This window comes from Halorientalis sp. (assembly GCF_028275115.1).
GTDB lineage: Archaea > Halobacteriota > Halobacteria > Halobacteriales > Haloarculaceae > Halorientalis.
The window spans coordinates 1-20,654 of the sequence record NZ_JAQCNH010000009.1 but is presented as its reverse complement, the minus strand read 5'-3'; the positions used below and the strand labels follow the sequence as shown (position 1 = coordinate 20,654).

Genomic DNA, 20,654 nt, shown 5'->3' with positions numbered 1-20,654 from the left:
GAGACGGCCAGCCGGCGTCCAGGTGTTCTCACCTTTGAAAACTGAGCGCGTAGGTTATTGAGTGTCGTTTCCGCTATACCGACTATGAGTACCGAGCGTGCCGACCCCGCAGGCAGGGACCCCACCGATATCTCACCGTCGTACTCGACTGTCGAGTGGTGGTGGTACCTCATCGGGACCGCTTCACAGCAGTTCAAACGGCTCTTTCCTAAGGTGATTCAACGGACACTGAACAGAGAACTGTGGATATACTCGACCATCGCCATCGGCGTCCCGGTTTTGACCGCGGTGTACGACGGGAGTTGGCTCACCGTCGGTGCGATCTTCGGCGCGACGTTCCTCTTCGGTGGGATGATCTACGGCGAGTCCTACATGATCATCAAGACCCTTCAGGAGGCCGTCGAGGCGGTCGGCCGGGGTCAGTACCGGTTCCGGATTCCCGAACAGCGTGCCGACGAACTCGGCGACGTGTACCGCGGCTTCGAGGAGACGGCAGCCAGTCTGGACGAACGGATCGAGGAAGCCGAAGCGGCCAAAGAACAGGCCCAACGCGAGCAGGAACGCGCCGAAGCGGCACAGGCAGAAGCCGAAGCAGCCAAGCAGGAAGCCGAAGCCGTCGCCGACCAACTACGCACCCGCGCACAGGAGTACGGGGCGATGATGGACGAGGTGGCCGATGGCGACCTGACCCGGCGGCTGGACGCAGACACCGACAACGAAGCGATGGCCGACATCGCCACTTCGTTCAACGAGATGCTCGACTCGCTCGAGGGGACAGTCGAGGAGGCCAGTGAGTTCGCCGACACTGTCGCGACTGTCAGCGAGGACGCCGCTGCCAGCGGCCAGGAGATACAGCGAGCCAGTGACGAGGTGAGCGAATCGATGGAAGGCATCGCCAGCGGGGCCGAAGACCAGCGCGAGCAGGTTACGGACGCCTCCGAGCGGATGAACGACCTCTCTGCGACCATCGAAGAAATTGCCTCCTCCGCAACCGAGGTCGCCGGCACCGCGTCGGACGCAGCGAGTACCGGCGAGGATGCGCGCGACGCCTCGGAACGGGCGGGCGAGGAGATCGCTTCGATTCGTGAAAACGCCGCCTCCGCGGCCAGGGAGGTGGAGACACTCGATCAGCGTATCGAGCAGATCGACGAGATCGTCGACCTGATCGACGGAATCGCCGAACAGACGAACACCCTGGCGCTGAACGCGTCTATCGAGGCCGCACGTGCCGGTGCGGCCGGTGAAGGGTTCGCTGTCGTCGCGAACGAGGTAAAAGACCTCGCCGAGGAGACGCAGGACGCCACCGACGAGGTCGAGTCGGTTATCGCCGAGATGCGCACACAGGCGGCGGCCGCCACCGACGAGATGGACGACATGGAAGACAGCGTCGAGAGCGGGGCCGACACTATCGAGGACGCAATGGGGAAGCTCGAATCCGTCGTCGCGACCATCGAAAACGTCAACGCCGGCATCCAGGAGATCGACGACGCGACCGACCGCCAGGCCTCGACGACGCAGGAGGTCGTCGCCATGATCGACTCCGTAGCCGCGATCAGCGACGAAACCGCCGACGAGGCCCAGACAGTGTCGGCCTCGGCGGAGGAACAGACCGCCGCCACCCGCGAGGTGACCGACACGATCCAGCAGCTCTCGACCGAGGCCGACCAACTCTCGTCGCTTCTGGACGAGATACAGGTGTCGACCGGCGGTGCCGGTGCCACCATCGACGCGACGCTAGAGGACTAGCGGTCGACCTCGAAGAGCGCGACACACTCGACCCAGGTCGCTCCGCCCGTCTCCCCGCCCAGCGATCCCCTGATCGTGAACGCGTAGACGCCCGACTCGAGGTCTTCGGCCAGTGTCAGGTGATCGTCTCGGTCAGGGGACGGATGCGTCTCGACGCTCAGCCGCCAGGTGTAGGTCCCGCCGTCGTCGACGGTCGTCCAGGGTTCGATCCACTCCTCGGGCGCGACGCGTTCCCAGCCGTCGGCCGTCCGTCGCTGTATCGCCCAGGCGTAGGGGTTCAGCCCGAACGGCTCGCCCGACTCGTTGCACAGCGTGAGCGTGATCGTCTCCACCGTGTCGTCGCCGGTCGTCGGCTCGAACACCTCGCGGTCGGGTTCGATCCACACCGCGGCCGCATCGTCCTGGATCGCGTGGTAACAGACCGTCCGGTCGACGCTGTCGCTGAAGCCGGGGCAGTCCGTCCCGTCGAACCGCCCTGAGGGAACCGTGGGCGTCCGTCTCTCGTCGGTCGCCGTTCCGGGTGGCGTCCCCGTTCGATCGGAGCGCCCTGGCCCGTCCGTGTCGGTCGGCGTCGATCCGTCCCCGGATCGGTCGAGACAGCCCGCGGTCGCCACCGTCGCCGTGCCGAGTGCCGTCAGTACCGTGCGTCGTTTCATACGTGATCGATGACCGCCACCGATGACCTGTCTTCTGGAGAGTCAAACGCCGGTTTGACTCTCCCCAATCAGCACGTCGGCAGCGGCGAACCCGGCCTCGATACCGCCGTTGAGACTGCGTTCCGGGTACTGGGCGCGGCTAGCCATCCCGGCGTACGTGACGCCGTCGGCGACCGGCTCCGAGAGGTCGTAGGGGACCACCATGTCCAGATACCCCCGTTCGTAGACGGGTGCGGTCCGGGGGTTGCGTGCCGTCTCGACCCAGTTCACGCTGTCGGGGTCGAACTGGGGGAACAGGTCGGCGATGCCGTCCTGCCACAGTCGTTCGACCGCGCCGTCGTCCAGGCCCCACAGGTCCGCATCGAGGTCCTGGACGTAGCTGGCGGTGTAGTAGAGGTGTTCGTCGCCGTAGCGCTCGGCCGGGACGAAGTTGGTGTGTTCGATGAACACGCCGAAGGGAGCGTCGTCGGCGAGGTTCAGCCAGTACGTGTCTGTCAGCGACTCCTCCATGCTCCAGACAGAACAGACCGTCCCCTGGAAGTCGATCTCACAGGGGTAGCCCGTCAGCGCCTCCAGCACGTCGGGCATCGCGGCGACGACGACGCCGTCCACGTCGTGTGTTTCGGCCCCCTCGTCAGTCGTGACCGACAGCGACTCGACGGCCTCGTCGCCGGTCGCGAGGTCGGTCACGCGTGCGCCCGTGGTGATGTTCTCGCGGCCCACGGCCTCGACCAGCGCGTCGAGGAAGGGTGCGAAGCCGCCGTCGGGATAGCCGAGAATCTCGCCGCGCAGGAGGTCGCGCTCGCCACGGAACTTCACCCGGCCCAGGAGCCAGGCGGCGCTGACGTCCTCCCTACGCGAGCCGAACTTGGCGGCGAGCAGTGGCTCCCAGAAGTTCTCGTAGACGCTCCGGCTGGTGTGGTCGAGCAGGAACTCTGTGACGGGTACGTCCTCGAAGGCCTCGAGGTCGTCGTACGTGTCGAAAGAGGGGCGGCCGCCGCGAACGTCCACCTCCATGGTGAGCATCGCCAGCCGGAACTTATCGTACAGCGAGAGGTGTGGGTAGGCGAGAATCTGCCAGGCCGTGTCCAGCGGGTGGACGACCCCGTCGACGTAGTAGGCGTTCTTCCCGATGCGCCACTCGATCCGGTCGCCGAGGCCCAGTTTCTCGGCCAGTTCGACGATGGTCTCCTCGGACTTCGAGAGGTGATGGTAGAACTTCTCGATGGAATCGCCGGCGGTCTCGTAGACGGCTGCGAGGCCGCCCACGTCCGTCCCCGCCTCGAACACCTGTACTTCGTGGCCGGCCTGCTGGAGCCGGTGGGCCGCGGCCAGCCCCGCGACCCCGCCGCCGACGACGCCGATCATGTCATCCGTTCCGCCCGGCGGGCACATGTGCGTTGCCTTCGCCGCTCGCTCGCCGCCGGTGAGCCGTGTTCACGGGCCTTCGGACCGTTCACGGGTCGCTCCGTCCCCCATTCGCCTAGCTCAGGTCGGCCTCGCGCCGCTCGAACTCCTCCCCGTCCATCTCGCCCGCGGCGTCCCGCTGCCGCAGGACCGCGAGCGCTTCGGCTGTCTCTCGCGTCCCCCCGCGTCGAGGGCGTACAGCACGACGGCGAGCACAGCCAGTACGCCGAGCAGGCCGCCGAGCATCCAGACCCAGCCCAAGCCGCCCCACATCCCGCCGCCGTGGTTCCCTCATCTACCCGTCGTGGTGATGCACCCCGGCGTCGCCGGTGTGGCCCCACCGGTCGCTGGCAGGAGTGCCACCGCGACACCGACCGCCAGTGCGACCCCGGCGAGCCGCGTCGCCGTTCGGGTCGGCGACCCCCTCGGCCGCGCTCGTCGGTGTCGTCGACTTCCGCGTTTCTGGCACGGATGTCCAACACACCGCCTATCGACTCGCTCCCCGGAGCGCCAGAGGCCCAGGGTACAGCGTCGATGGCCCCGCTACCGCCGCCTACGCCTACTGGCCACGTGGTGGCGAGCGTGTCACCGACTACAATGCGTTCGGCTGTGGGCCGTTCGACACCGAACTCGACGCCCGAATCGTCGTCGGTGCGACCGGTTTCCGATTCGGTCTCTGTGGCTCGTCGACGCGGTTAGACCGTCTCCTCGATACAGCGGTTATACGTCCACGTGTGGTATCAGAGTACATAGACGAACTGGAACTCGGACCAGCCGAGACGGAACCGACCCCGACGGAAGCCGCGTTGCCGACCACGGAGCGGGCACCGGTCACGGCGGCCGATTCCGCCGCCGACCCCGCGTCCGATCCGGGGACCGCCGAACCGGCCACTACCACCGGCGAACCCGGTTCCGGGTTCGGCTTCGGCGCACTACTCGTCGCGCTCGGCCTGTTCGCGGCCGCTACACGAAGAATCACCCCGCACGGATAGATTGCCTCTCCCCTCGGCCGAAAACGGTCCGTCGCTGTCTGTGAAGATTTCGCCTCGCGCCAATCTAAGCGACACGCGAAGCGGTCGCCCACGAATTTGCGCTCGATAGAAGTGCGCTGGCCGAGAGTTGAACTACGTGAAGACGGTCTCTCCCTCCGGTCGAGCGTGCGCCTTCTCTCGTTCAAATTCGGTACGATTCCTGCGGCTCACGAAATAGTTCGCCGCAGAAGTGCGCTGGCCGAGATTTGAACTACGTGAAGACGGTCTCCCCCTCCGGTCGAGCGTGCGCCTTCTCTCGTTCAAATTCGGTACAATTCCTGCGGCTCACGAAATAGTTCGCCGCAGAAATGCGCTGGCCGAGATTTGAACTCGGGTTAGGACCGTGGCAGGGTCCTGTGATACCACTACACCACCAGCGCGCTACATCTGTACAATCTTTGGAAGTGAATATAAGCCTTCCGAATCGGTGTCGAAACCGCCGTGCGGCGTGCTAGTTTCCCCGCACACGACGATGGAGTGGCTGGACGCACGGCCGTCGACAGCGACGTGTTCCCGGCCCGCCGGGTGTTCAGTCGGGTGTGCTGGAGCCGACGGGTCGGCTGGAACCGATGGCGCTGACGGTGACCACGGCCCGCGAGAGGGGCTGACCTGAGACAGTTGATTGCGCGCGGTGGCAGGTCCACACTCACGACGCCGACCACGCGGACGGCGCAGGGTCGAACTCGTCCGTGGTCGAACGCCGGCCCGTGTGAACGCGCCCCATCTCGCACGCGAAGCGGGTTCTTTTTAACCCGGCAGTAGAGAAGATTCGGCACAGTCTAGTGGCGTGGCGTAGAAGTGTCACGGCATGACAGTCAGCGTACTCGTGCCGTCATCGCTGACCCGGGAAGCCGAAGACAAACGCGAGGCAACTCGCAAAATCGGTTATGTCGCCCGCGCGGCGACGGTGTTCCGGGTCAATCGCCTGGTCGTCTTCCCCGACTCGGGGGCGGAAGGCCGGTGGGGTGACGGGTTCGTCGAAACCGTGTTACGGTACGCCGCGACGCCGCCATACCTCCGAAAGGAGGCGTGGGGTAAGCGGGACGAACTAGAGTACGCGGGCGTCCTGCCGCCGCTCCGCGTCGCATCACGGACCGGCTCCGGATCGGACGATTCGGGGTCGTTAAGACAGGGAATCGTGACCGAGGTCGGATCTGACGGACGCGTTCGGGTCAATTGCGGACTGCAACACCCGATCTCCCTCCCCGAACCCAAAGAGGGTCTCAGGGAGGGAGAGCGCGTATCCATCAGGGTCTCTTCGCGACGGCCGGTCCGCGCAAAGTTCGTCGACGAGTCCCCGCCGGGATTCGTCGTCGAGGCGTCGGACCTCTCGACGGAACTCTCGCGTGACGACGCCGGCGTCCGCCTTGCCACATCACGGCACGGCGAACAGCTGAGTGTCGACCGTCTCGGCGACATCGTCGCCGACACGGGGCCGCGAGGGATGACGGTCGTGTTCGGAGCGCCCGAACGCGGCCTGCCGGAGATACTCGGTGTCGCCCCACCGGGCGGCGACGAGGGCGGCGAGGAGGCCGAGCGAGAACGGACGGATCTACCCGCGGACGAACCGGAAGGGTCCCGGTTCGACCTCTGGCTGAACGCGGTTCCGAATCAAGGAAGCGAGGTCGTGCGAACGGAAGAAGCGATGTTCGCCGTGCTCGCTAGCCTCTCACTCACGGAGTGACCAACGAATGCCACAACCAAGCAGACCACGCAAAGGCTCGCTGGGCTTTGGCCCGCGGAAGCGGTCGGTCAGTGAAGTGCCGCGATTCAACACCTGGCCGGACGACGAGGGACAGCCGGGCCTCCAGGGCTTCGCCGGATACAAAGCCGGCATGACACACGTCGTGATGATCAACGACGAGCCCGACTCCCCGCGCGAGGGGATGGAGGAGACGGTGCCCGTTACCGTCGTCGAGACGCCGCCGATGCGCGCCGTCGCCGTGCGAGCCTACGAAGACACGCCCTACGGCAATCGACCGCTCACGGAGGCCTGGACCGACGAGTTCCACCCGGAGCTCGACCGGACGCTAGACCTGCCCGAGAGCCACGACGCCGAGGGCGCACGCGAACAAGTACAGACCGCGCTGGAGAACGGTGACCTCGCGGACGTGCGTGTCATCACGCACTCGGTCCCCGACGTCGTCCCCAGCGTCCCGAAAAAAGAGCCCGACGTGATGGAGACACGCGTCGGCGGTGGCTCGCTTTCCGACCGTGTCGAGTTCGCGTTCGACCTCCTCGAGGAGGGTGGCGAACACGCGATGAACGAGGTGTTCCGCGCCGGCGAGTACATGGATGCCTCCGGTATCACGAAAGGCAAGGGGACGCAGGGTCCCGTCAAGCGCTGGGGCGTCCAGAAACGGAAGGGCAAGCACAAGCGCCAGGGCTGGCGCCGCCGAATCGGCAATCTCGGCCCGTGGAACCCCTCGCGTGTGCGCTCGACCGTCCCTCAGCAGGGGCAGATGGGCTACCACCAACGGACCGAGCTAAACAAGCGGCTCATTGACGTGGGCGAGGGTGACGAGCCCTCCGTCGACGGCGGTTTCGTCAACTACGGCGAGGTCGACGGGCCGTACGCGCTGGTGAAAGGCTCGCTGCCCGGGCCGGACAAGCGCCTGCTGCGCTTCCGCCCGGCGGTCCGACCGAACGACCAACCGCGTCTCGACCCCGAGGTGCGCTACGTCTCCACGGAGTCTAATCAAGGATGAACGCGACAGTACACACCCTGGACGGCGACGAAGACGGGGCAGCCGAACTCCCCGGCGTCTTCGACACGCAGTTCCGGCCGGACCTGATCCGGTCGGCAGTGTTGGCCGCCCAGGCAAACCGGAAACAGGACTACGGCAGCGACGACCACGCCGGCCTGCGGACGCCGGCGGAGTCGTTCGGCTCCGGCCGCGGTATGGCTCACGTCCCCCGTGAGGGTGGCAAAGCCCGCCGCGTGCCCCAGGCCGTCGGTGGCCGACAGGCCCACCCGCCGAAGTCAGAGAAGGATCGCACGCAAAAAATCAACGACAAAGAGCGCAAACTCGCCGTCCGGTCGGCCGTCGCGGCCACGACCGACGAGGAGACCGTTCGTGAGCGCGGCCACGAGTTCGACGACGACACGGAGTTGCCGGTGGTCGTCTCCGACGACTTCGAGGACCTCCAGAAGACGCAGGCGGTCGTGGACGTGCTGGAGGCACTCGGCCTCGCGGACGACATCGAGCGTGCCGACGACACCAAAATCAAGGCCGGCCAGGGCAAAACCCGCGGCCGGAAATACCGTCGGCCGTCCTCGATCCTGTTCGTCACCAGCGAGGAGCCGTCGCGTGCCGCCCGCAATCTCGCGGGCGCGGATGTGGCGACGAGTCGTGAAGTCAACGCGGAAGACCTCGCGCCCGGCGGCCAACCCGGCCGGCTCACCGTCTGGACCGAGAGCGCCCTCGAGGAGGTGGCCGACAGATGAGTTCTGTCATCCACCACCCCCACGTCACGGAGAAGGCGATGAACAAGATGGACTTCGAGAACAAGCTGCAGTTCGTCGTCGACACGCAGGCGGAGAAAGACGAGATCGCCGGTGACATCGAAGACCAGTTTGACGTGTCGATCGTCGACGTGAACACGATGGTCACGATGGACGGCGAAAAGAAGGCAACGGTGACACTGTCCGAGGAGGACGACGCCGAAGAGATCGCCTCCCGGATCGGGGTGTTCTAACCATGGGACGACGAATTCAGGGACAACGACGCGGTCGCGGTGGCCCCACGTTCCGGGCCCCGTCACACCGCTACAAGGCGGACCTGTCGCACCGAACGGTCGAAGACGCCGACGTCGTCTCGGGGTCGGTCGTCGATATCGAACACGACCCGGCCCGCAGCGCGCCCGTCGCGGCTGTCGAGTTCGAGGACGGCGACCAGCGCCTCGTGCTCGCACCCGAAGGTGTCGGCCTGGGCGACGAGATTCAGGTCGGTATCTCCGCGGCTATCGAGCCGGGTAACACGATGCCACTGGCCGAGATTCCGGAAGGAATTCCGGTCTGTAACGTCGAGGCCAAAGCCGGCGACGGTGGAAAGTTCGCCCGCGCGTCGGGCGTCTCCGCCCAGCTCATGACTCACGACCGCTCGGTCGCGGTCGTGAAACTCCCGTCGGGGGAGATCAAGCGGCTCGATCCGGACTGCCGGGCGACCATCGGGGTCGTCGCCGGTGGTGGTCGGACCGAGAAACCCTACGTCAAGGCCGGAAACAAGTACCACAAGATGAAAGCGCGCGGGACGAAGTGGCCCAACGTTCGTGGTGTGGCGATGAACGCCGTCGACCACCCGTTCGGTGGTGGCGGTCGCCAGCACCCCGGCAAGCCCAAGTCCATCTCGCGGAACGCGCCGCCGGGCCGGAAGGTCGGGGACATCAGTTCCCGGAAGACCGGCCGCGGCGGCAAAGGTGGTAGTGAATGAGTTCGGAGTATCAAATCGGTCACGAGGGAGAGTTCTCCTACCGTGGTCACAGTCTCGAGGAGTTGCAGGATATGGACATCGACGAGGTCGCGGAACTGCTCCCCGCACGCCAGCGGCGAAGTATCGATCGCGGCCTGTCCTACGAGAAAGAACAGTTGCTCGAGGAGGCCCGCGAGGCCGGCGAGGAGGAGACCGCGAACGACCCGATCCGGACGCATCTGCGCGACATGCCGATCCTGCCGGAGATGGTCGACCTGACGTTTGCCGTCCACAACGGCCAGAGCTTCGAGCGCGTCAAGGTAGAGCCCGAGATGCTCGGCCACTACCTCGGCGAGTTCCAGCTCACACGGACATCCGTCGAGCACGGACAGGCCGGGATCGGGGCGACCCGGTCCTCGAAGTTCGTGCCACTCAAATAACACATGGGAATCAGCTACTCAATCGACCCGGACCCGGACGCGACGGCGAAAGCGATGCTTCGGGAACGGCAGATGAGCCACAAGCACAGCAAGGCCATCGCCCGCGAACTCAAGGGCATGACCGCCGGCGAGGCAATCGAGTACCTCGAAGCGGTCATCAACGAAGAGCAGTCGGTGCCTTTCAAGTCTCACAACTCGGGTGTCGGTCATCGTAACGACATCGACGGCTGGGACGCCGGTCGGTTCCCGGAGAAGGCCAGCGAGGCCTTCCTGGACCTGATCGAGAACGCGGTCGGCAACGCCGACCACCAGGGATTCGACGGTGCCTCCATGGAGATTCTCCACGTCGCCGCCCACAAGGTCGGCGAAACACGCGGCCGCCAGCCTCGTGCGATGGGGCGGGCCAGCGAGTGGAACTCCCCGGAAGTCGACGTCGAACTGATTCTGGAGGAGGTCGAAGACTGATGGCCGACGAACAACAGTTCATCGAGGACGGCCTCCAGCGGACCCAGATCGACGAGTTCTTCGCCGACGAACTGGGCCGTGCGGGCTACGGCGGCATGGACGTCGCCAAGACGCCGATGGGAACCCAGATTGTCCTCAAAGCGGAAAAACCAGGCATGGTCATCGGCAAGGGCGGGAAGAACATCCGAAAGGTCACCACCCAACTCGAAGAGCGCTTCGACCTGGAAGACCCCCAGATCGACGTCCAGGAGGTCGAGGAGCCGGACCTGAACGCCCGGATCGTCGCTGACCGCCTGGCCAACGCGCTCGAACGCGGCTGGTACTTCCGGAAGGCTGGTCACACCACGATCGACCGGATCGTGGAAGCCGGTGCGTTGGGAGCCGAAATCGTGCTCTCGGGCAAAGTCACGGGCGCACGCTCACGCGTAGAGAAGTTCAACCGTGGCTACATCAAACACAACGGTGAGCCCGCAGAGGAGATCGTCGACCACGGGCAGGGCACGGCAGTCATGAAGCTCGGCACCATTGGCGTGGATGTGAAGATCATCCCGCCCAACGCGCAGCTCCCCGACGATTTCCGCATCTACGAGGACGCCGACGTCGAGGACTACGTTGAAGACGTCGAGGGCGAAACCGTCGAGGAACTGCTCGAGGGCGAGGCCGAGGACGAACCCGACGCCGGCGACGAGGCCCCCACGACGGGTGCGCCGCCGGCGGACGCCGACTCGGTCGACGAGGAAGCCGTCGAGGAGGTCGTCGACGAGGAGGTCGTCGAACCTGACGATGAGGTCGCCGTCCCCGACGACGAACCCGACGACGTCGATATCGAGGAACTCGACGACGCTATCGAGTCCGAAGTCGACGAGGAGACCGAGGCGGAAGCCGAGGAACTGATGAGCGAGATGGAAGAGGAGGCTGAGGACGAATGACGATCATCCACACCGACGAAATCCGCGACATGACGCCCGCCGAACGGGAGGCGGAACTCGACGACCTAGAGACGGAGCTCCTCAATACCCAGGCCGTGCAGGCCGCGGGTGGGCGCCCGGACAACCCGGGCAAAATCAAGGAGATTCGCAAAGCAATCGCCCGGATCAAGACGATTCGCCGGGAAGAGGGTGATCTCGAATGAGATCACCGGACGGTCCGAGCGGCGTCAGCCGCGAGGCAGCAGTCGACGTCGAGGAACAGTAAGATGCCACTGACACCCGCAACGCTGACACGACACGAACTCATCGGCCGCCCAGTTCGGGTGGCCGCCGCGTCCAATCCCGACCTGGTCGGCATCGCCGGCGAGGTCGTGATGGAGACGACGCGGACCCTCTCGGTAGAGGGTGATGAAAACGGCGCGTCGCGGGTGTGGCAGGTGCCGAAAGGTGACGCGACGTTCGAGTTCTCCGTCGACGGTCAGACGGTGACCGTCAAGGGCGAACGACTGGTCGCACGGCCCGCACGGCGCACGGAACGAACAGGTGATTCGAAATGGCGCTAGGACTTAACGTAGAACAGCCGGAGGAGGCCTGCTCCGACGAGAACTGCCCGTTCCACGGCACGCTCAGCGTGCGTGGGCAGACGCTCGAAGGGGAGGTCGCCTCCACCGACATGGACAAGACCGTGATCGTCGAACGCGAGTACGACGTGAAGGTGCCCAAGTACGACCGATTCATGAAGCGTCGGTCGCGTGTCCCGGCTCACGCATCCCCGTGCGTGGACCTGGACGTGGGCGACACGGTCCGTATCGCAGAGACACGACCACTCTCGAAGACCAAAAGCCACGTTGTCGTGGAACGCGTGGCGACCGCAGCCACCGGAGGTGGCGACTGATGGAAGCACTCGGAGCCGACGTCACGCAGGGCCTCGAGAAAGGCTCGCTGATCACGTGTGCCGACAACACCGGTGCACGTCAGTTGAAAGTCGTCAGTATCTCGGGGTACTCCGGGACGATTAACCGCCATCCAAAAGCGGGCCTCGGAGACAAGATTACCGTCTCGGTCACCAAGGGGACGCCGGAGATGCGTCGCCAGGTGCTCGAAGCGGTGGTCGTCCGACAGCGCAAACCGATCCGACGACCGGACGGCACGCGCGTCAAGTTCGAGGACAACGCGGCGGTCATTATCGACGAGAACGAGGAACCCCGCGGGACCGAAATCAAGGGACCCATTGCTCGCGAAGTCGCCGAACGGTTCGGCTCCATCGCGAGCACAGCGACAATGATTGTCTAGTATGACACGACAACCACACAAACAGCGAACCCAGACCGAGCGCGCGCCGCTGCACGAGCGCCACTCGCAGGTGCGGTCGACGCTGGCCGACGGCCTCCGCGAGGAGTACAGCCAGCGCAACGTCCGCGTCAACGAAGGCGACACGGTCGAGGTCCTGCGTGGCGACTACGCTGGCGAGGAAGCCGAAGTCGTTGCCGTGGACCTGACCGACCAAGTCGTCCACGTCGAGGACGTGACACAGGAGAAGGCAGACGGGGAAGAAGTCCCCCGTCCGCTGGACGCGTCGAACCTCCGTGTCACGGCACTGAACCTCGACGACGACCGACGGCGGACGCGACTCGAATCCGAGGCGGATAGCGCATGACGAAACACCAGAAACGACTCTCCGTTCCCAAGAGTTGGCCGGTCGAACGCAAGACCGAGACGTTCACGGTGAAGGCCGACGCCGGCCCGCACGGCGAGGCAGGGGTGCCCCTGCTGATCATTCTCCGGGACGTGCTCGAATACGCGGACTCCCGCAAGGAGGCCCGCTACGCCCTCAACCAGAATAACGTCCTGATCAACGGCAAGGCGGTCTCCGACGAGGAACGGCCCGTCGGGATGTTTGACATCATGGCCTTTACCGAACGCGAGGAGTACTACCGCGTGTTCCCCGGTGAGGGCGGACGACTCGCGCTGACGCCCATCGACGAAGAGTCGGCAGGCTCGAAGCTGGGCAAGATCGTCAACAAACAACACGTTCCCGGCGGCGACGTACAACTGACCCTGCACGACGGCCAGACGCTGACCGTCGACGAGGACAGCGAGTATGGCGGTGGTGACTCCATCGTCGTCGCCAACGACGACGACGAGATCGTCGCTCACTTCCCCTACCAGGAAGGCGAACTCGTGACGGCGGTCGCGGGCGCACACGCCGGTGACATCGGCCGAATCGACGAGATCCAGATCACGCCGGGCAGTTCGGAGAACAACGTCCTCGTCGAACAGGACGGCGGAGACAGCGAGGCTTCAGCCTCGGAAGGCGGCGAAGCCGCCGACGGTTTCGAGACCGTCGAGGAGTACGTCGTCGTGATCGACGAGAACTTTACCGGCGAGGACTCCGAAACCGAGGCTGAGTCTGACGGTGGTGGTGACGAATGAGCTCCGAAACGGAGTCCGGCGGTGACTTCCACGAGATGCGCGAGCCGCGTATCGAGAAGGTCGTCGTCCACATGGGTGTCGGGCAGGGCGGTCGCGAACTCGCCAACGCCGAGGACATCCTCACGGAGATTACGGGCCAGCAACCGGTCCGGACGACAGCGAAGGAGACTGTCGGCGAGTTCAATATCCGCCAGGGCGACCCCATCGGTGCGAAGGTCACGCTGCGCGACGAGGAGGCCGACGAGTTCCTCCAGACCGCGATTCCGCTGGTCGACCTTGCGGCGTCCCAGTTCGACGACACCGGCAACTTCAGTTTCGGTGTCCAGGAACACACGGACTTCCCGAGCCAAGAGTACGACCCGAACATCGGGATTTACGGGCTGGACGTCACGGTCAACATGGTCCGACCCGGCTACCGGGTGGCCAAGCGTGACAAAGCCTCGCGGTCGATCCCGTCGAACCACAGACTCAATCCCGACGACGCAGTCGCGTACGTCGAGGCGGCCTACGACGCGGAGGTCAACGAATGAGCGAAAGCGAATCAGAAGCCGAGGGCGAGGAGACCGAGGAGGTCCGCGACCCCACCGGCGAACAGACGGCAAAACGCACGGAGCAACTCCGCTCTTGCCAGCGGTGTGGTCGCGAGCAGGGACTGGTCGGCAAGTACGATATCTACCTCTGTCGTCAGTGCTTCCGCGAGATCGCACGCGGCATGGGCTTCAAAAAATACTCATGACAGGCAACGATCCGCTGTCCAGCGCCCTCTCGGGCCTCGACAACGCCGAGAGCGTCGGACATCTGGAGCAGACGGTATCGCCCGCCTCGAACGAGATCGGCAGCGTACTCGAGGTCTTCTACGACCGCGGGTACATCGACGGGTTCAGCTTCGTCGACGACGGAAAAGCCGGCGAGTTCGAGGTCGAACTGAAGGGTGCGATCAACGAGTGTGGCCCGGTCAAGCCCCGCTACTCGGCGGGCGCCGACGAGTTCGAGAAGTGGGAGAAACGGTTCCTCCCCGCTCGGGACTACGGAACACTCGTCGTGACCACCAGCCACGGAATCATGAGCCACTACGAGGCCCGCCAGGAGGGCATCGGTGGCCAGGTAATCGCGTACGTCTACTAACAATGCCACACACAGAACTCGAAATTCCGGACGAAGTAAGCGCCGAGACGGACCATCTCGACCTGACGGTCGAGGGCCCCAACGGCAGTGTGACGCGCCGGCTCTGGTACCCGGACGTCGACGTCTCCGTCGACGGCGGGACGGTCGTGATCCAGAGCGACGAGGACGATGCCAAGACGAGTTCGACGGTCGGTACCTTCGAGAGCCACGTCAGAAACATGTTCTACGGCGTAACCGAGGGCTGGGAGTACGAGATGGAAGTCTTCTACTCTCACTTCCCGATGAAGGTGCGCGTCGAGAACGACGAGGTCGTCATCGAGAATTTCCTCGGCGAGAAAGCCCCCCGGCGGACGACCATCCACGGGGACACCGAGGTCAGCGTCGACGGCGAGGAGATCACGCTGACGGGCTCGGACATCGAGTCCGTCGGGCAGACCGCCGCCGATATCGAACAGCTCACGCGGGTCAAGGACAAGGACATCCGGGTGTTCCAGGACGGCGTCTACATCACCACGAAACCGAATCGAGGTGAAGCCTGATGACGGAGCTAGATGACATCGCAGGCGTCGACGAAGAGAAGGCAGCGACCCTACGCGAGGCCGGCTACGAAACGGCCGACGACCTCGCGGAAGCGAGTCAAGACGACCTCTCGGACATCGAGGGGGTCGGCAACGCACTGGCCGCCCGAATCAAGGCGGAGGTCGGTGACGTGGAAGTCGACGACGATGTCGACGCCGAGGTCGAGGCCGACGAACCGGCGACCGACGAGGTCGACGAGACCGACGAGGCCAACGAGCAGGAGACCTACGACGACCTGACAGACATCAGCGGCATCGGCGACTCGAAGGCGGCCGCGCTGGAAGGTGCCGGCTACCGGACGGTCGAGGACGTCCGCGGTGCAACCCAGGACGACCTCGCAGAGGTCGACGGCATCGGGAACGCACTGGCGGCCCGCGTCAAAGCGGACGTCGGTGGGCTCGAAGTCAGCGAAGAGACCGAAGCGGAAGTCGAAGACGAGTCGCCCGAACCCGAGGTAGCCGAGGATGTCGAGACGGAACTGCAGGCTCGCGGCCTCAGCGAGAAGACGCCGGACCTCAGCGAGAACGAGCAACGGCTGTTGAACCAGCGGGGCCGCGAGGGCAAACCGCAGTTCAACCGCCAGGACCACCACAAGAAAAAGCGGGTCTCGACCTCGTGGCGTCGCCCACGCGGGACGCTCTCGAAGCAACGCCGTGGCTTCAAAGGCAAAGGTGACACCGTCGAGGCCGGGTTCCGCACCCCGACTGCGGTTCGGGGCAAACATCCGAGCGGCTTCGAGGAGGTCCGCGTTCACAACGTGGACGACCTCGAGGGCGTGGACGGGTCTCGTGAGGCGGTCCGAATCGCCTCGAAGGTCGGTGGCCGCAAACGCGAGCGCATCGAAGAGGAAGCCGAGGACCGCGACGTGCGCGTCCTCAATCCCACCTACGTCGAAGTGGAGGTCGAGGAATGACTGATCTGACCGCACAGAAGCGGCTCGCGTCGGACATCTTGGACGTCGGGAAGAACAAAGTCTGGTTCGACCCCGACGAGCAGGGCGAGATTGCCGACGCGATCACCCGCGAAGACGTTCGTGAACTGATCGATCAGGGCGTGATTCAGTCCGACGACGCCAAGGGCAACTCACGCGGCCGTGCCCGTGAGCGCGCAAAAAAGCGCGCCTACGGACATCAGAAAAACGCCGGGTCCCGGAAGGGGAAGTCCGGCGGCCGTCAGGACCCCAAACAGGACTGGGAGAGTCGCATCCGCGCACAGCGGACGCGGCTGCGCGAGATGCGAGACGACGGTGACCTGTCGAAATCCGAGTACCGCGAGATGTACGATCTGTCTGGCGGTGGCGAGTTCGACAGCGTCGCCGACTTGGAGCGATATATCGACAACGAGTACGGAGGCGAATGACATGGCAACAGGACCACGATACAAGGTGCCGATGCGGCGTCGCCGCGAGGCACGGACCGACTACCACCAGAGGTTGCGCCTGCTGAAATCCGGGAAACCCCGCCTGGTCGCTCGCAAGAGCAACCAGCACACTACGGCGCAGCTGATCGTCACTGGCCCGCAGGGCGACGACACGGTCGCGAGCGCACACTCTAGCGACCTCGAAGCGTACGACTGGGAGGCCCCCACAGGGAACCTGCCGGCCGCGTACCTCACGGGGCTGCTGGCGGGCAGGCGAGCGCTCGCGAACGGATTCGAGGAGGCTGTGCTCGACATCGGCCTCAACAGCGCCACGCCGGGCAGTAAGGTGTTTGCAGTACAGGAAGGTGCAATCGACGCCGGGCTCGCGATTCCCCACAACGACAGCGTGCTCGCCGACTGGGAGCGAACCAGCGGCGAACACATCGCCGAGTACGCTGACCAGCTCGACGAGCCGCTGTACTCCGGGGAGTTCGACGCTACGGAACTGCCGTCGCATTTCAGCGACGTGCGTGAGACACTGATGGAGACTGAACTATGAGCGCAAACGGATGGGAACCGCGTACGCGGCTCGGCCGGAAGGTACAGGAGGGCGAGATAGACTCGATGCAGGACGCCCTCAACTCCGGTCTGCCGTTGAAGGAACCGGAGGTCGTCGACCAGTTGGTCCCCGGCCTCGAGGACGAAGTACTGGACATCAACATGGTCCAGCGGATGACCGACTCCGGCCGCCGGGTGAAGTTCCGGTGTGTCGTCGCCGTGGGCAACCGCGACGGGCTCGTCGGCTACGCCGAGGGGCGTGACGACCAGGTTGGCGGTGCGATTCAGAAGGCGATCGACATCGGCAAGTTGAATCTGATCGACGTGTCCCGTGGCTGTGGGTCCTGGGAGTGTGGCTGTGGGCGACCCCACACTGTCGCGCTCCGGACGACCGGCAAAGCGGGCAGCGTCGAGGTCGAACTGCAGGCGGCCCCGCGAGGGTTGGGGCTGGCGGGCGGGGAGACCGTCCGGCACGTCCTCGAACTCGCGGGAATCGAAGACATCTGGACGCGGTCGTCGGGGAACACGCGGACTACGGTCAACTTCGCGAAGGCGACGTTCAACGCGCTTCGCAACACGGCCGAGGCCCGGGTCCCACAGCGCACCATGGAGAAACGAGAGGTGATCGAGTGATGCAGGCCTTGGTCCAGATTCGTGGCGACGTGAACATCTCCGACGACGTCGTCGACACGCTGGAGATGCTGAACGTCCACGACGTGAACCACTGCACGCTGATTCCCGAGACTGACGCCTACCGTGGGATGGTCCACAAGGTCAACGACTACGTGGCCTACGGTGAACCCAGTCAGGAGACCGTCGAGACGCTGCTGCGGACTCGCGGCGAACCCCTAGAGGGCGACGCCGACATCGACGACGGCTGGGTCGACGAGCACACGGACTACGACGCTATCGATGGCCTGGCTTTCGCATTGATCGCCGAGGAGACGACGTTGCGCGAGCAAGGCCTGGCCCCGGTTCTCCGTCTGCACCCGCCGCGGGGCGGTCACGACGGGCTGAAGGGGCCGGCCTCGACGGGTGGACAGCTCGGCGAACACACTACCGAGGAGATCGACGATCTCCTCACAGCGATGCGATAACAATGACGAGCAAAAAGAAACGACAGCGTGGCTCACGCACGCACGGTGGCGGCAGTCACAAGAACCGTCGTGGCGCGGGCCATCGCGGTGGCCGTGGCCGTGCCGGTCGCGACAAACACGAGTTCCACAACTACGAACCGCTCGGCAAGTCCGGCTTCAAGCGCCCCCAGAAGCTCAAAGAGGAGATTGCGGAGATCGACGTCCGAGAACTCGACGAGGACGCGGCTCTGCTGGCGGCCGACGGCGTCGCCGAGGAGATCGACAGTGGGTTCAGGATCGACGTCCGAGACGTCGTCGAGGACGGCCACGAGGTCGACGCGGTGAAGGTCCTCGGCGGTGGCCAGGTTCGTAACGAACTGACCGTCGTCGCGGACGACTTCTCGGATTCGGCCCGGGAACTGCTCGAATCGGCTGGCGGGAGCGCCGAACTCAGCGAGCGTGGCGAACAACGGCAGGCCGACCCCGAGGACGAATCCGACAACGATACAAGCGAGGAAGAAGGGTCCGGGTAGTATGGGCTGGAAAGAAACCGCCGAACCGGTACTCACCCGCATGCCCTCGGTCTCGCGACCGGAGGGCCACGTCCCGTTCAAGCGGAAGCTGGCCTGGACAGCCGGCGTGCTGGTGTTGTATTTTTTCCTGACGAACGTCTACCTGTACGGACTGGGCACAGCAGGCGGCGACATCTTCGGGCGCTTCCGCTCGATTCTCGCCGGCGGACAGGGAACGATTCTCCAGTTGGGAATCGGTCCCATCGTCACCGCGTCGATCGTCCTGCAGTTGCTCGGCGGTGCCGATCTGCTGGGGCTCGACACCCAGAACAACCCGCGTGACCAAGTGCTGTACCAGGGCCTCCAGAAACTGCTGGTGGTCATGATGTGCATTCTGACGGGGCTACCGATGGTCTTCGCCGGTGGATTCCTGCCGGCGAGTCCCGCGGTCGCACAGGGTCTCGGTATCGGCGTCTTCGGAGTGAAGATGCTGCTGTTCGCTCAGATTTTCGCCGGTGGTATTCTCATCCTCTACATGGACGAGGTCATCTCGAAGTGGGGCGTCGGGTCCGGTGTCGGCCTGTTCATCGTCGCCGGGGTCAGTCAGCGCCTCATTGGTGGTTTCTTTGCGCTTCCAGGCATCGGGTCGGAACAGGTCGGCTTTTTTCCGTCCTGGATCCTGATCGCGATCGGCGAGCAACCGATCGGGTCGCTGTTTGGCTCGGGACTCCAGCAGGTGTTGATGAGCCCGCAGTTCGGCCTGATCCGCCTCGTCACGACGATCAGTATCTTCGTGGTGGTCGTCTACGCCGAGTCGGTGCGGGTCGAGATTCCGCTGTCGAACGCACGAGTCAAGGGCGCACGCGGTCGCTTCCCGGTGAAGCTGATCTACGCGAGCGTCCTGCCGATGATTCTCGTCCGTGCGTTGCAGGCGAACCTCCAGTTTCTGGGGCGAATCCTGCAGGCACAACTCGGGTCGGGGATGCCCGCGTGGCTCGGCGTCTACGACTCGAACGGACAGGCGGTAAGTGGGTTCTTCTACTATCTCTCTCCCATTCAGAGCCCGGGTGACTGGATTCCGGCGCTCGGTCAGACCACCGCCGAACTCTGGCAGATTGCCCTCCGTGTCTCGGTCGACCTGACGTTCATGGTCATCGGGGGCGCGATCTTCGCGGTGTTCTGGGTCGAGACGACCGACATGGGCCCCGAGGCGACGGCCCAGCAGATTCACGGCTCCGGGATGCAAATTCCCGGTTTCCGGCAGAACCCCGGTGTCATCGAGAAGGTCCTGGAGCGGTACATCCCACAGGTCACCATCATCGGCGGCGCTCTGGTCGGCCTGTTGGCTGTCATGGCCAACATGCTCGGCACCATCGGGGGTGTCGGCGGAACCGGACTGCTGCTGACGGTCTCCATCACGTACAAACTGTACGAGGAGATCGCCGAGGAGCAACTCATGGAGATGCACCCGATGATGCGCCAGATGTTTGGCTGACTGTCATTACACAGTCATTACAACCCACCACTGTCGACAACTCTTTTCTGAGGTGCGGAATATAACGGGGTATGGCGTCTGAATCGGACGATGATGAAACCACCACGATCCAAATACGGTTATCCCCCGATAAGAAGCAAAAATGGATTGAGTACTTGAATTCGGATTCACCGCACGGCACGCTGACGGACTTGATTAAAACGAGCGTTGACAATCGTATCGACTCGAAGTGGGTGCTGAAGGATAAGCAAGACGTGGACGCCGGTGACGTTCCCGAGAACCTCGGTAACGCGCTCGACAACGTTACCGAACGCCTCGCAGCAATCGAGAACCGGCTTGATGAACAAGAACTCTCACACGATCCGGAGGACAGCGACGATACGCTCGAAGAGCACGAACTCCGCCGTCTAGCCTACCAGGTGCACGACAAG

The 20,654-nt window shown here is 64.6% G+C and carries 30 protein-coding genes, 1 tRNA gene and 1 pseudogene; 29 read left to right on the top strand and 3 right to left on the bottom strand.

Annotated features, from left to right (window positions below; translation table 11 throughout):
- The first annotated feature begins 84 nt into the window (after window positions 1–84).
- A complete protein-coding gene (locus tag Q0964_RS01405) occupies window positions 85–1,746 on the top strand; it encodes a methyl-accepting chemotaxis protein (RefSeq protein ID WP_299262676.1) in 1,662 nt (553 codons plus the stop codon).
- On the opposite strand, the gene Q0964_RS01400 is transcribed toward Q0964_RS01405, so the two are convergent.
- Window positions 1,743–2,402, bottom strand: coding sequence for a hypothetical protein (locus tag Q0964_RS01400; protein ID WP_299262669.1), 660 nt, complete (start codon window positions 2,400–2,402; stop codon window positions 1,743–1,745). The two genes, Q0964_RS01405 and Q0964_RS01400, sit on opposite strands and share 4 nt — an antisense overlap.
- 42 nt (window positions 2,403–2,444) lie before the next feature.
- Window positions 2,445–3,770, bottom strand: coding sequence for an NAD(P)/FAD-dependent oxidoreductase (locus Q0964_RS01395; RefSeq protein ID WP_299262664.1), 1,326 nt, complete (start codon window positions 3,768–3,770; stop codon window positions 2,445–2,447).
- Between the two features lie 419 nt (window positions 3,771–4,189).
- Here Q0964_RS01395 and Q0964_RS01390 point away from each other — a divergent pair, with 419 nt between their 5' ends.
- Entirely contained in the window at window positions 4,190–4,801 is a 612-nt protein-coding gene (locus Q0964_RS01390; RefSeq protein ID WP_299262663.1) for a hypothetical protein, read from the top strand.
- A gap of 348 nt (window positions 4,802–5,149) precedes the next feature.
- Here Q0964_RS01390 and Q0964_RS01385 read toward each other — a convergent pair.
- Window positions 5,150–5,220, bottom strand: a tRNA-Gly gene (locus Q0964_RS01385).
- A gap of 428 nt (window positions 5,221–5,648) precedes the next feature.
- Between Q0964_RS01385 and Q0964_RS01380 the strand changes: the two genes are divergently transcribed.
- The 27 genes and pseudogenes from Q0964_RS01380 to Q0964_RS01255 all read left to right on the top strand — a co-directional run.
- Window positions 5,649–6,524: a putative RNA uridine N3 methyltransferase gene (locus Q0964_RS01380; protein ID WP_299262661.1), complete on the top strand. Its 876-nt coding sequence runs from the start codon at window positions 5,649–5,651 to the stop codon at window positions 6,522–6,524.
- 7 nt (window positions 6,525–6,531) lie between these two features.
- Entirely contained in the window at window positions 6,532–7,548 is a 1,017-nt protein-coding gene (locus Q0964_RS01375; RefSeq protein ID WP_299262659.1) for a 50S ribosomal protein L3, read from the top strand.
- Window positions 7,545–8,288 carry a 50S ribosomal protein L4 gene (gene rpl4p, locus Q0964_RS01370; RefSeq protein WP_299262657.1) on the top strand — a complete coding sequence of 248 codons (744 nt, stop codon included), beginning with the start codon at window positions 7,545–7,547 and terminating at the stop codon, window positions 8,286–8,288. The genes Q0964_RS01375 and rpl4p overlap by 4 nt, the downstream gene beginning before the upstream one ends.
- Window positions 8,285–8,539 carry a 50S ribosomal protein L23 gene (locus tag Q0964_RS01365; RefSeq protein ID WP_299262655.1) on the top strand — a complete coding sequence of 85 codons (255 nt, stop codon included), beginning with the start codon at window positions 8,285–8,287 and terminating at the stop codon, window positions 8,537–8,539. Before rpl4p ends, Q0964_RS01365 begins: the two co-directional genes overlap by 4 nt.
- Before the next feature lie 2 nt (window positions 8,540–8,541).
- A complete protein-coding gene (locus tag Q0964_RS01360; RefSeq protein ID WP_299262652.1) occupies window positions 8,542–9,273 on the top strand; it encodes a 50S ribosomal protein L2 in 732 nt (243 codons plus the stop codon).
- On the top strand, window positions 9,270–9,692 hold the full coding sequence (locus Q0964_RS01355; RefSeq protein WP_299262650.1) for a 30S ribosomal protein S19: 423 nt from the start codon (window positions 9,270–9,272) through the stop codon (window positions 9,690–9,692). The genes Q0964_RS01360 and Q0964_RS01355 overlap by 4 nt, the downstream gene beginning before the upstream one ends.
- Window positions 9,693–9,695: 3 nt before the next feature.
- On the top strand, window positions 9,696–10,157 hold the full coding sequence (locus Q0964_RS01350) for a 50S ribosomal protein L22 (RefSeq protein ID WP_299262647.1): 462 nt from the start codon (window positions 9,696–9,698) through the stop codon (window positions 10,155–10,157).
- Window positions 10,157–11,086 (top strand): 30S ribosomal protein S3, encoded by a 930-nt coding sequence (locus tag Q0964_RS01345; protein ID WP_299262644.1) that lies wholly within the window; start codon window positions 10,157–10,159, stop codon window positions 11,084–11,086. Before Q0964_RS01350 ends, Q0964_RS01345 begins: the two co-directional genes overlap by 1 nt.
- Window positions 11,083–11,289, top strand: a complete 207-nt coding sequence (gene rpmC, locus Q0964_RS01340) for a 50S ribosomal protein L29 (RefSeq protein WP_299262641.1) — start codon at window positions 11,083–11,085, stop codon at window positions 11,287–11,289. Before Q0964_RS01345 ends, rpmC begins: the two co-directional genes overlap by 4 nt.
- A gap of 63 nt (window positions 11,290–11,352) precedes the next feature.
- On the top strand, window positions 11,353–11,649 hold the full coding sequence (locus Q0964_RS01335; RefSeq protein WP_299262638.1) for a ribonuclease P protein component 1: 297 nt from the start codon (window positions 11,353–11,355) through the stop codon (window positions 11,647–11,649).
- On the top strand, window positions 11,640–11,981 hold the full coding sequence (locus tag Q0964_RS01330) for a 30S ribosomal protein S17 (protein ID WP_299262635.1): 342 nt from the start codon (window positions 11,640–11,642) through the stop codon (window positions 11,979–11,981). Before Q0964_RS01335 ends, Q0964_RS01330 begins: the two co-directional genes overlap by 10 nt.
- Window positions 11,981–12,379, top strand: coding sequence for a 50S ribosomal protein L14 (locus Q0964_RS01325; protein ID WP_299262633.1), 399 nt, complete (start codon window positions 11,981–11,983; stop codon window positions 12,377–12,379). The genes Q0964_RS01330 and Q0964_RS01325 overlap by 1 nt, the downstream gene beginning before the upstream one ends.
- A 1-nt stretch (window position 12,380) precedes the next feature.
- On the top strand, window positions 12,381–12,743 hold the full coding sequence (gene rplX, locus Q0964_RS01320; RefSeq protein WP_299262631.1) for a 50S ribosomal protein L24: 363 nt from the start codon (window positions 12,381–12,383) through the stop codon (window positions 12,741–12,743).
- Window positions 12,740–13,519, top strand: coding sequence for a 30S ribosomal protein S4e (locus Q0964_RS01315; RefSeq protein WP_299262629.1), 780 nt, complete (start codon window positions 12,740–12,742; stop codon window positions 13,517–13,519). The genes rplX and Q0964_RS01315 overlap by 4 nt, the downstream gene beginning before the upstream one ends.
- Window positions 13,516–14,049: a 50S ribosomal protein L5 gene (locus Q0964_RS01310; protein WP_299262626.1), complete on the top strand. Its 534-nt coding sequence runs from the start codon at window positions 13,516–13,518 to the stop codon at window positions 14,047–14,049. The genes Q0964_RS01315 and Q0964_RS01310 overlap by 4 nt, the downstream gene beginning before the upstream one ends.
- Entirely contained in the window at window positions 14,046–14,255 is a 210-nt protein-coding gene (locus Q0964_RS01305; RefSeq protein WP_299262623.1) for a 30S ribosomal protein S14, read from the top strand. Before Q0964_RS01310 ends, Q0964_RS01305 begins: the two co-directional genes overlap by 4 nt.
- The gene (locus Q0964_RS01300; RefSeq protein WP_299262621.1) at window positions 14,252–14,644 is read left to right on the top strand and encodes a 30S ribosomal protein S8; all 393 of its coding nucleotides are present in this window, start codon (window positions 14,252–14,254) and stop codon (window positions 14,642–14,644) included. Before Q0964_RS01305 ends, Q0964_RS01300 begins: the two co-directional genes overlap by 4 nt.
- 2 nt (window positions 14,645–14,646) lie before the next feature.
- Entirely contained in the window at window positions 14,647–15,183 is a 537-nt protein-coding gene (locus Q0964_RS01295; protein ID WP_299262619.1) for a 50S ribosomal protein L6, read from the top strand.
- A pseudogene (locus Q0964_RS18270) lies at window positions 15,183–15,335 on the top strand (helix-hairpin-helix domain-containing protein); the annotation flags it as partial. The gene Q0964_RS01295 and the pseudogene Q0964_RS18270, both read left to right, overlap by 1 nt.
- 123 nt (window positions 15,336–15,458) lie before the next feature.
- Entirely contained in the window at window positions 15,459–16,136 is a 678-nt protein-coding gene (locus Q0964_RS01290; RefSeq protein ID WP_349254417.1) for a 50S ribosomal protein L32e, read from the top strand.
- Window positions 16,133–16,582 carry a 50S ribosomal protein L19e gene (locus Q0964_RS01285; protein ID WP_299262614.1) on the top strand — a complete coding sequence of 150 codons (450 nt, stop codon included), beginning with the start codon at window positions 16,133–16,135 and terminating at the stop codon, window positions 16,580–16,582. Before Q0964_RS01290 ends, Q0964_RS01285 begins: the two co-directional genes overlap by 4 nt.
- Window position 16,583: 1 nt before the next feature.
- A complete protein-coding gene (locus tag Q0964_RS01280) occupies window positions 16,584–17,141 on the top strand; it encodes a 50S ribosomal protein L18 (RefSeq protein ID WP_299262611.1) in 558 nt (185 codons plus the stop codon).
- The gene (locus Q0964_RS01275) at window positions 17,138–17,773 is read left to right on the top strand and encodes a 30S ribosomal protein S5 (protein ID WP_299262608.1); all 636 of its coding nucleotides are present in this window, start codon (window positions 17,138–17,140) and stop codon (window positions 17,771–17,773) included. The genes Q0964_RS01280 and Q0964_RS01275 overlap by 4 nt, the downstream gene beginning before the upstream one ends.
- Window positions 17,773–18,237, top strand: a complete 465-nt coding sequence (gene rpmD / locus Q0964_RS01270) for a 50S ribosomal protein L30 (RefSeq protein ID WP_299262606.1) — start codon at window positions 17,773–17,775, stop codon at window positions 18,235–18,237. The genes Q0964_RS01275 and rpmD overlap by 1 nt, the downstream gene beginning before the upstream one ends.
- A 2-nt stretch (window positions 18,238–18,239) precedes the next feature.
- Entirely contained in the window at window positions 18,240–18,749 is a 510-nt protein-coding gene (locus Q0964_RS01265) for an uL15m family ribosomal protein (RefSeq protein ID WP_299262602.1), read from the top strand.
- 1 nt (window position 18,750) lies between these two features.
- Entirely contained in the window at window positions 18,751–20,223 is a 1,473-nt protein-coding gene (gene secY, locus Q0964_RS01260) for a preprotein translocase subunit SecY (protein ID WP_299262600.1), read from the top strand.
- Window positions 20,224–20,294: 71 nt separating this feature from the next.
- Window positions 20,295–20,654: hypothetical protein (locus Q0964_RS01255; protein WP_299262597.1), on the top strand; the 360-nt coding region annotated here is incomplete at its 3' end.

Bases quoted from the DNA above. Each gene is read 5' to 3' on its own strand.
- Q0964_RS01330 (WP_299262635.1), top strand. From the start codon at position 11,640: ATGGCGCTAGGACTTAACGTAGAACAGCCGGAGGAGGCCTGCTCCGAC.
- Q0964_RS01350 (WP_299262647.1), top strand. From the start codon at position 9,696: ATGGGAATCAGCTACTCAATCGACCCGGACCCGGACGCGACGGCGAAA.
- rpmD (WP_299262606.1), top strand. From the start codon at position 17,773: ATGCAGGCCTTGGTCCAGATTCGTGGCGACGTGAACATCTCCGACGAC.
- Q0964_RS01375 (WP_299262659.1), top strand. From the start codon at position 6,532: ATGCCACAACCAAGCAGACCACGCAAAGGCTCGCTGGGCTTTGGCCCG.
- Q0964_RS01400 (WP_299262669.1), bottom strand. From the start codon at position 2,402: ATGAAACGACGCACGGTACTGACGGCACTCGGCACGGCGACGGTGGCG.
- Q0964_RS01305 (WP_299262623.1), top strand. From the start codon at position 14,046: ATGAGCGAAAGCGAATCAGAAGCCGAGGGCGAGGAGACCGAGGAGGTC.
- Q0964_RS01315 (WP_299262629.1), top strand. From the start codon at position 12,740: ATGACGAAACACCAGAAACGACTCTCCGTTCCCAAGAGTTGGCCGGTC.
- Q0964_RS01275 (WP_299262608.1), top strand. From the start codon at position 17,138: ATGAGCGCAAACGGATGGGAACCGCGTACGCGGCTCGGCCGGAAGGTA.
- secY (WP_299262600.1), top strand. From the start codon at position 18,751: ATGGGCTGGAAAGAAACCGCCGAACCGGTACTCACCCGCATGCCCTCG.
- Q0964_RS01395 (WP_299262664.1), bottom strand. From the start codon at position 3,770: ATGATCGGCGTCGTCGGCGGCGGGGTCGCGGGGCTGGCCGCGGCCCAC.
- Q0964_RS01380 (WP_299262661.1), top strand. From the start codon at position 5,649: ATGACAGTCAGCGTACTCGTGCCGTCATCGCTGACCCGGGAAGCCGAA.
- Q0964_RS01355 (WP_299262650.1), top strand. From the start codon at position 9,270: ATGAGTTCGGAGTATCAAATCGGTCACGAGGGAGAGTTCTCCTACCGT.
- Q0964_RS01310 (WP_299262626.1), top strand. From the start codon at position 13,516: ATGAGCTCCGAAACGGAGTCCGGCGGTGACTTCCACGAGATGCGCGAG.
- rplX (WP_299262631.1), top strand. From the start codon at position 12,381: ATGACACGACAACCACACAAACAGCGAACCCAGACCGAGCGCGCGCCG.
- Q0964_RS01335 (WP_299262638.1), top strand. From the start codon at position 11,353: ATGCCACTGACACCCGCAACGCTGACACGACACGAACTCATCGGCCGC.
- Q0964_RS01280 (WP_299262611.1), top strand. From the start codon at position 16,584: ATGGCAACAGGACCACGATACAAGGTGCCGATGCGGCGTCGCCGCGAG.
- Q0964_RS01405 (WP_299262676.1), top strand. From the start codon at position 85: ATGAGTACCGAGCGTGCCGACCCCGCAGGCAGGGACCCCACCGATATC.
- Q0964_RS01300 (WP_299262621.1), top strand. From the start codon at position 14,252: ATGACAGGCAACGATCCGCTGTCCAGCGCCCTCTCGGGCCTCGACAAC.
- Q0964_RS01365 (WP_299262655.1), top strand. From the start codon at position 8,285: ATGAGTTCTGTCATCCACCACCCCCACGTCACGGAGAAGGCGATGAAC.
- Q0964_RS01265 (WP_299262602.1), top strand. From the start codon at position 18,240: ATGACGAGCAAAAAGAAACGACAGCGTGGCTCACGCACGCACGGTGGC.
- rpl4p (WP_299262657.1), top strand. From the start codon at position 7,545: ATGAACGCGACAGTACACACCCTGGACGGCGACGAAGACGGGGCAGCC.
- Q0964_RS01360 (WP_299262652.1), top strand. From the start codon at position 8,542: ATGGGACGACGAATTCAGGGACAACGACGCGGTCGCGGTGGCCCCACG.
- Q0964_RS01285 (WP_299262614.1), top strand. From the start codon at position 16,133: ATGACTGATCTGACCGCACAGAAGCGGCTCGCGTCGGACATCTTGGAC.
- Q0964_RS01325 (WP_299262633.1), top strand. From the start codon at position 11,981: ATGGAAGCACTCGGAGCCGACGTCACGCAGGGCCTCGAGAAAGGCTCG.
- rpmC (WP_299262641.1), top strand. From the start codon at position 11,083: ATGACGATCATCCACACCGACGAAATCCGCGACATGACGCCCGCCGAA.
- Q0964_RS01345 (WP_299262644.1), top strand. From the start codon at position 10,157: ATGGCCGACGAACAACAGTTCATCGAGGACGGCCTCCAGCGGACCCAG.
- Q0964_RS01295 (WP_299262619.1), top strand. From the start codon at position 14,647: ATGCCACACACAGAACTCGAAATTCCGGACGAAGTAAGCGCCGAGACG.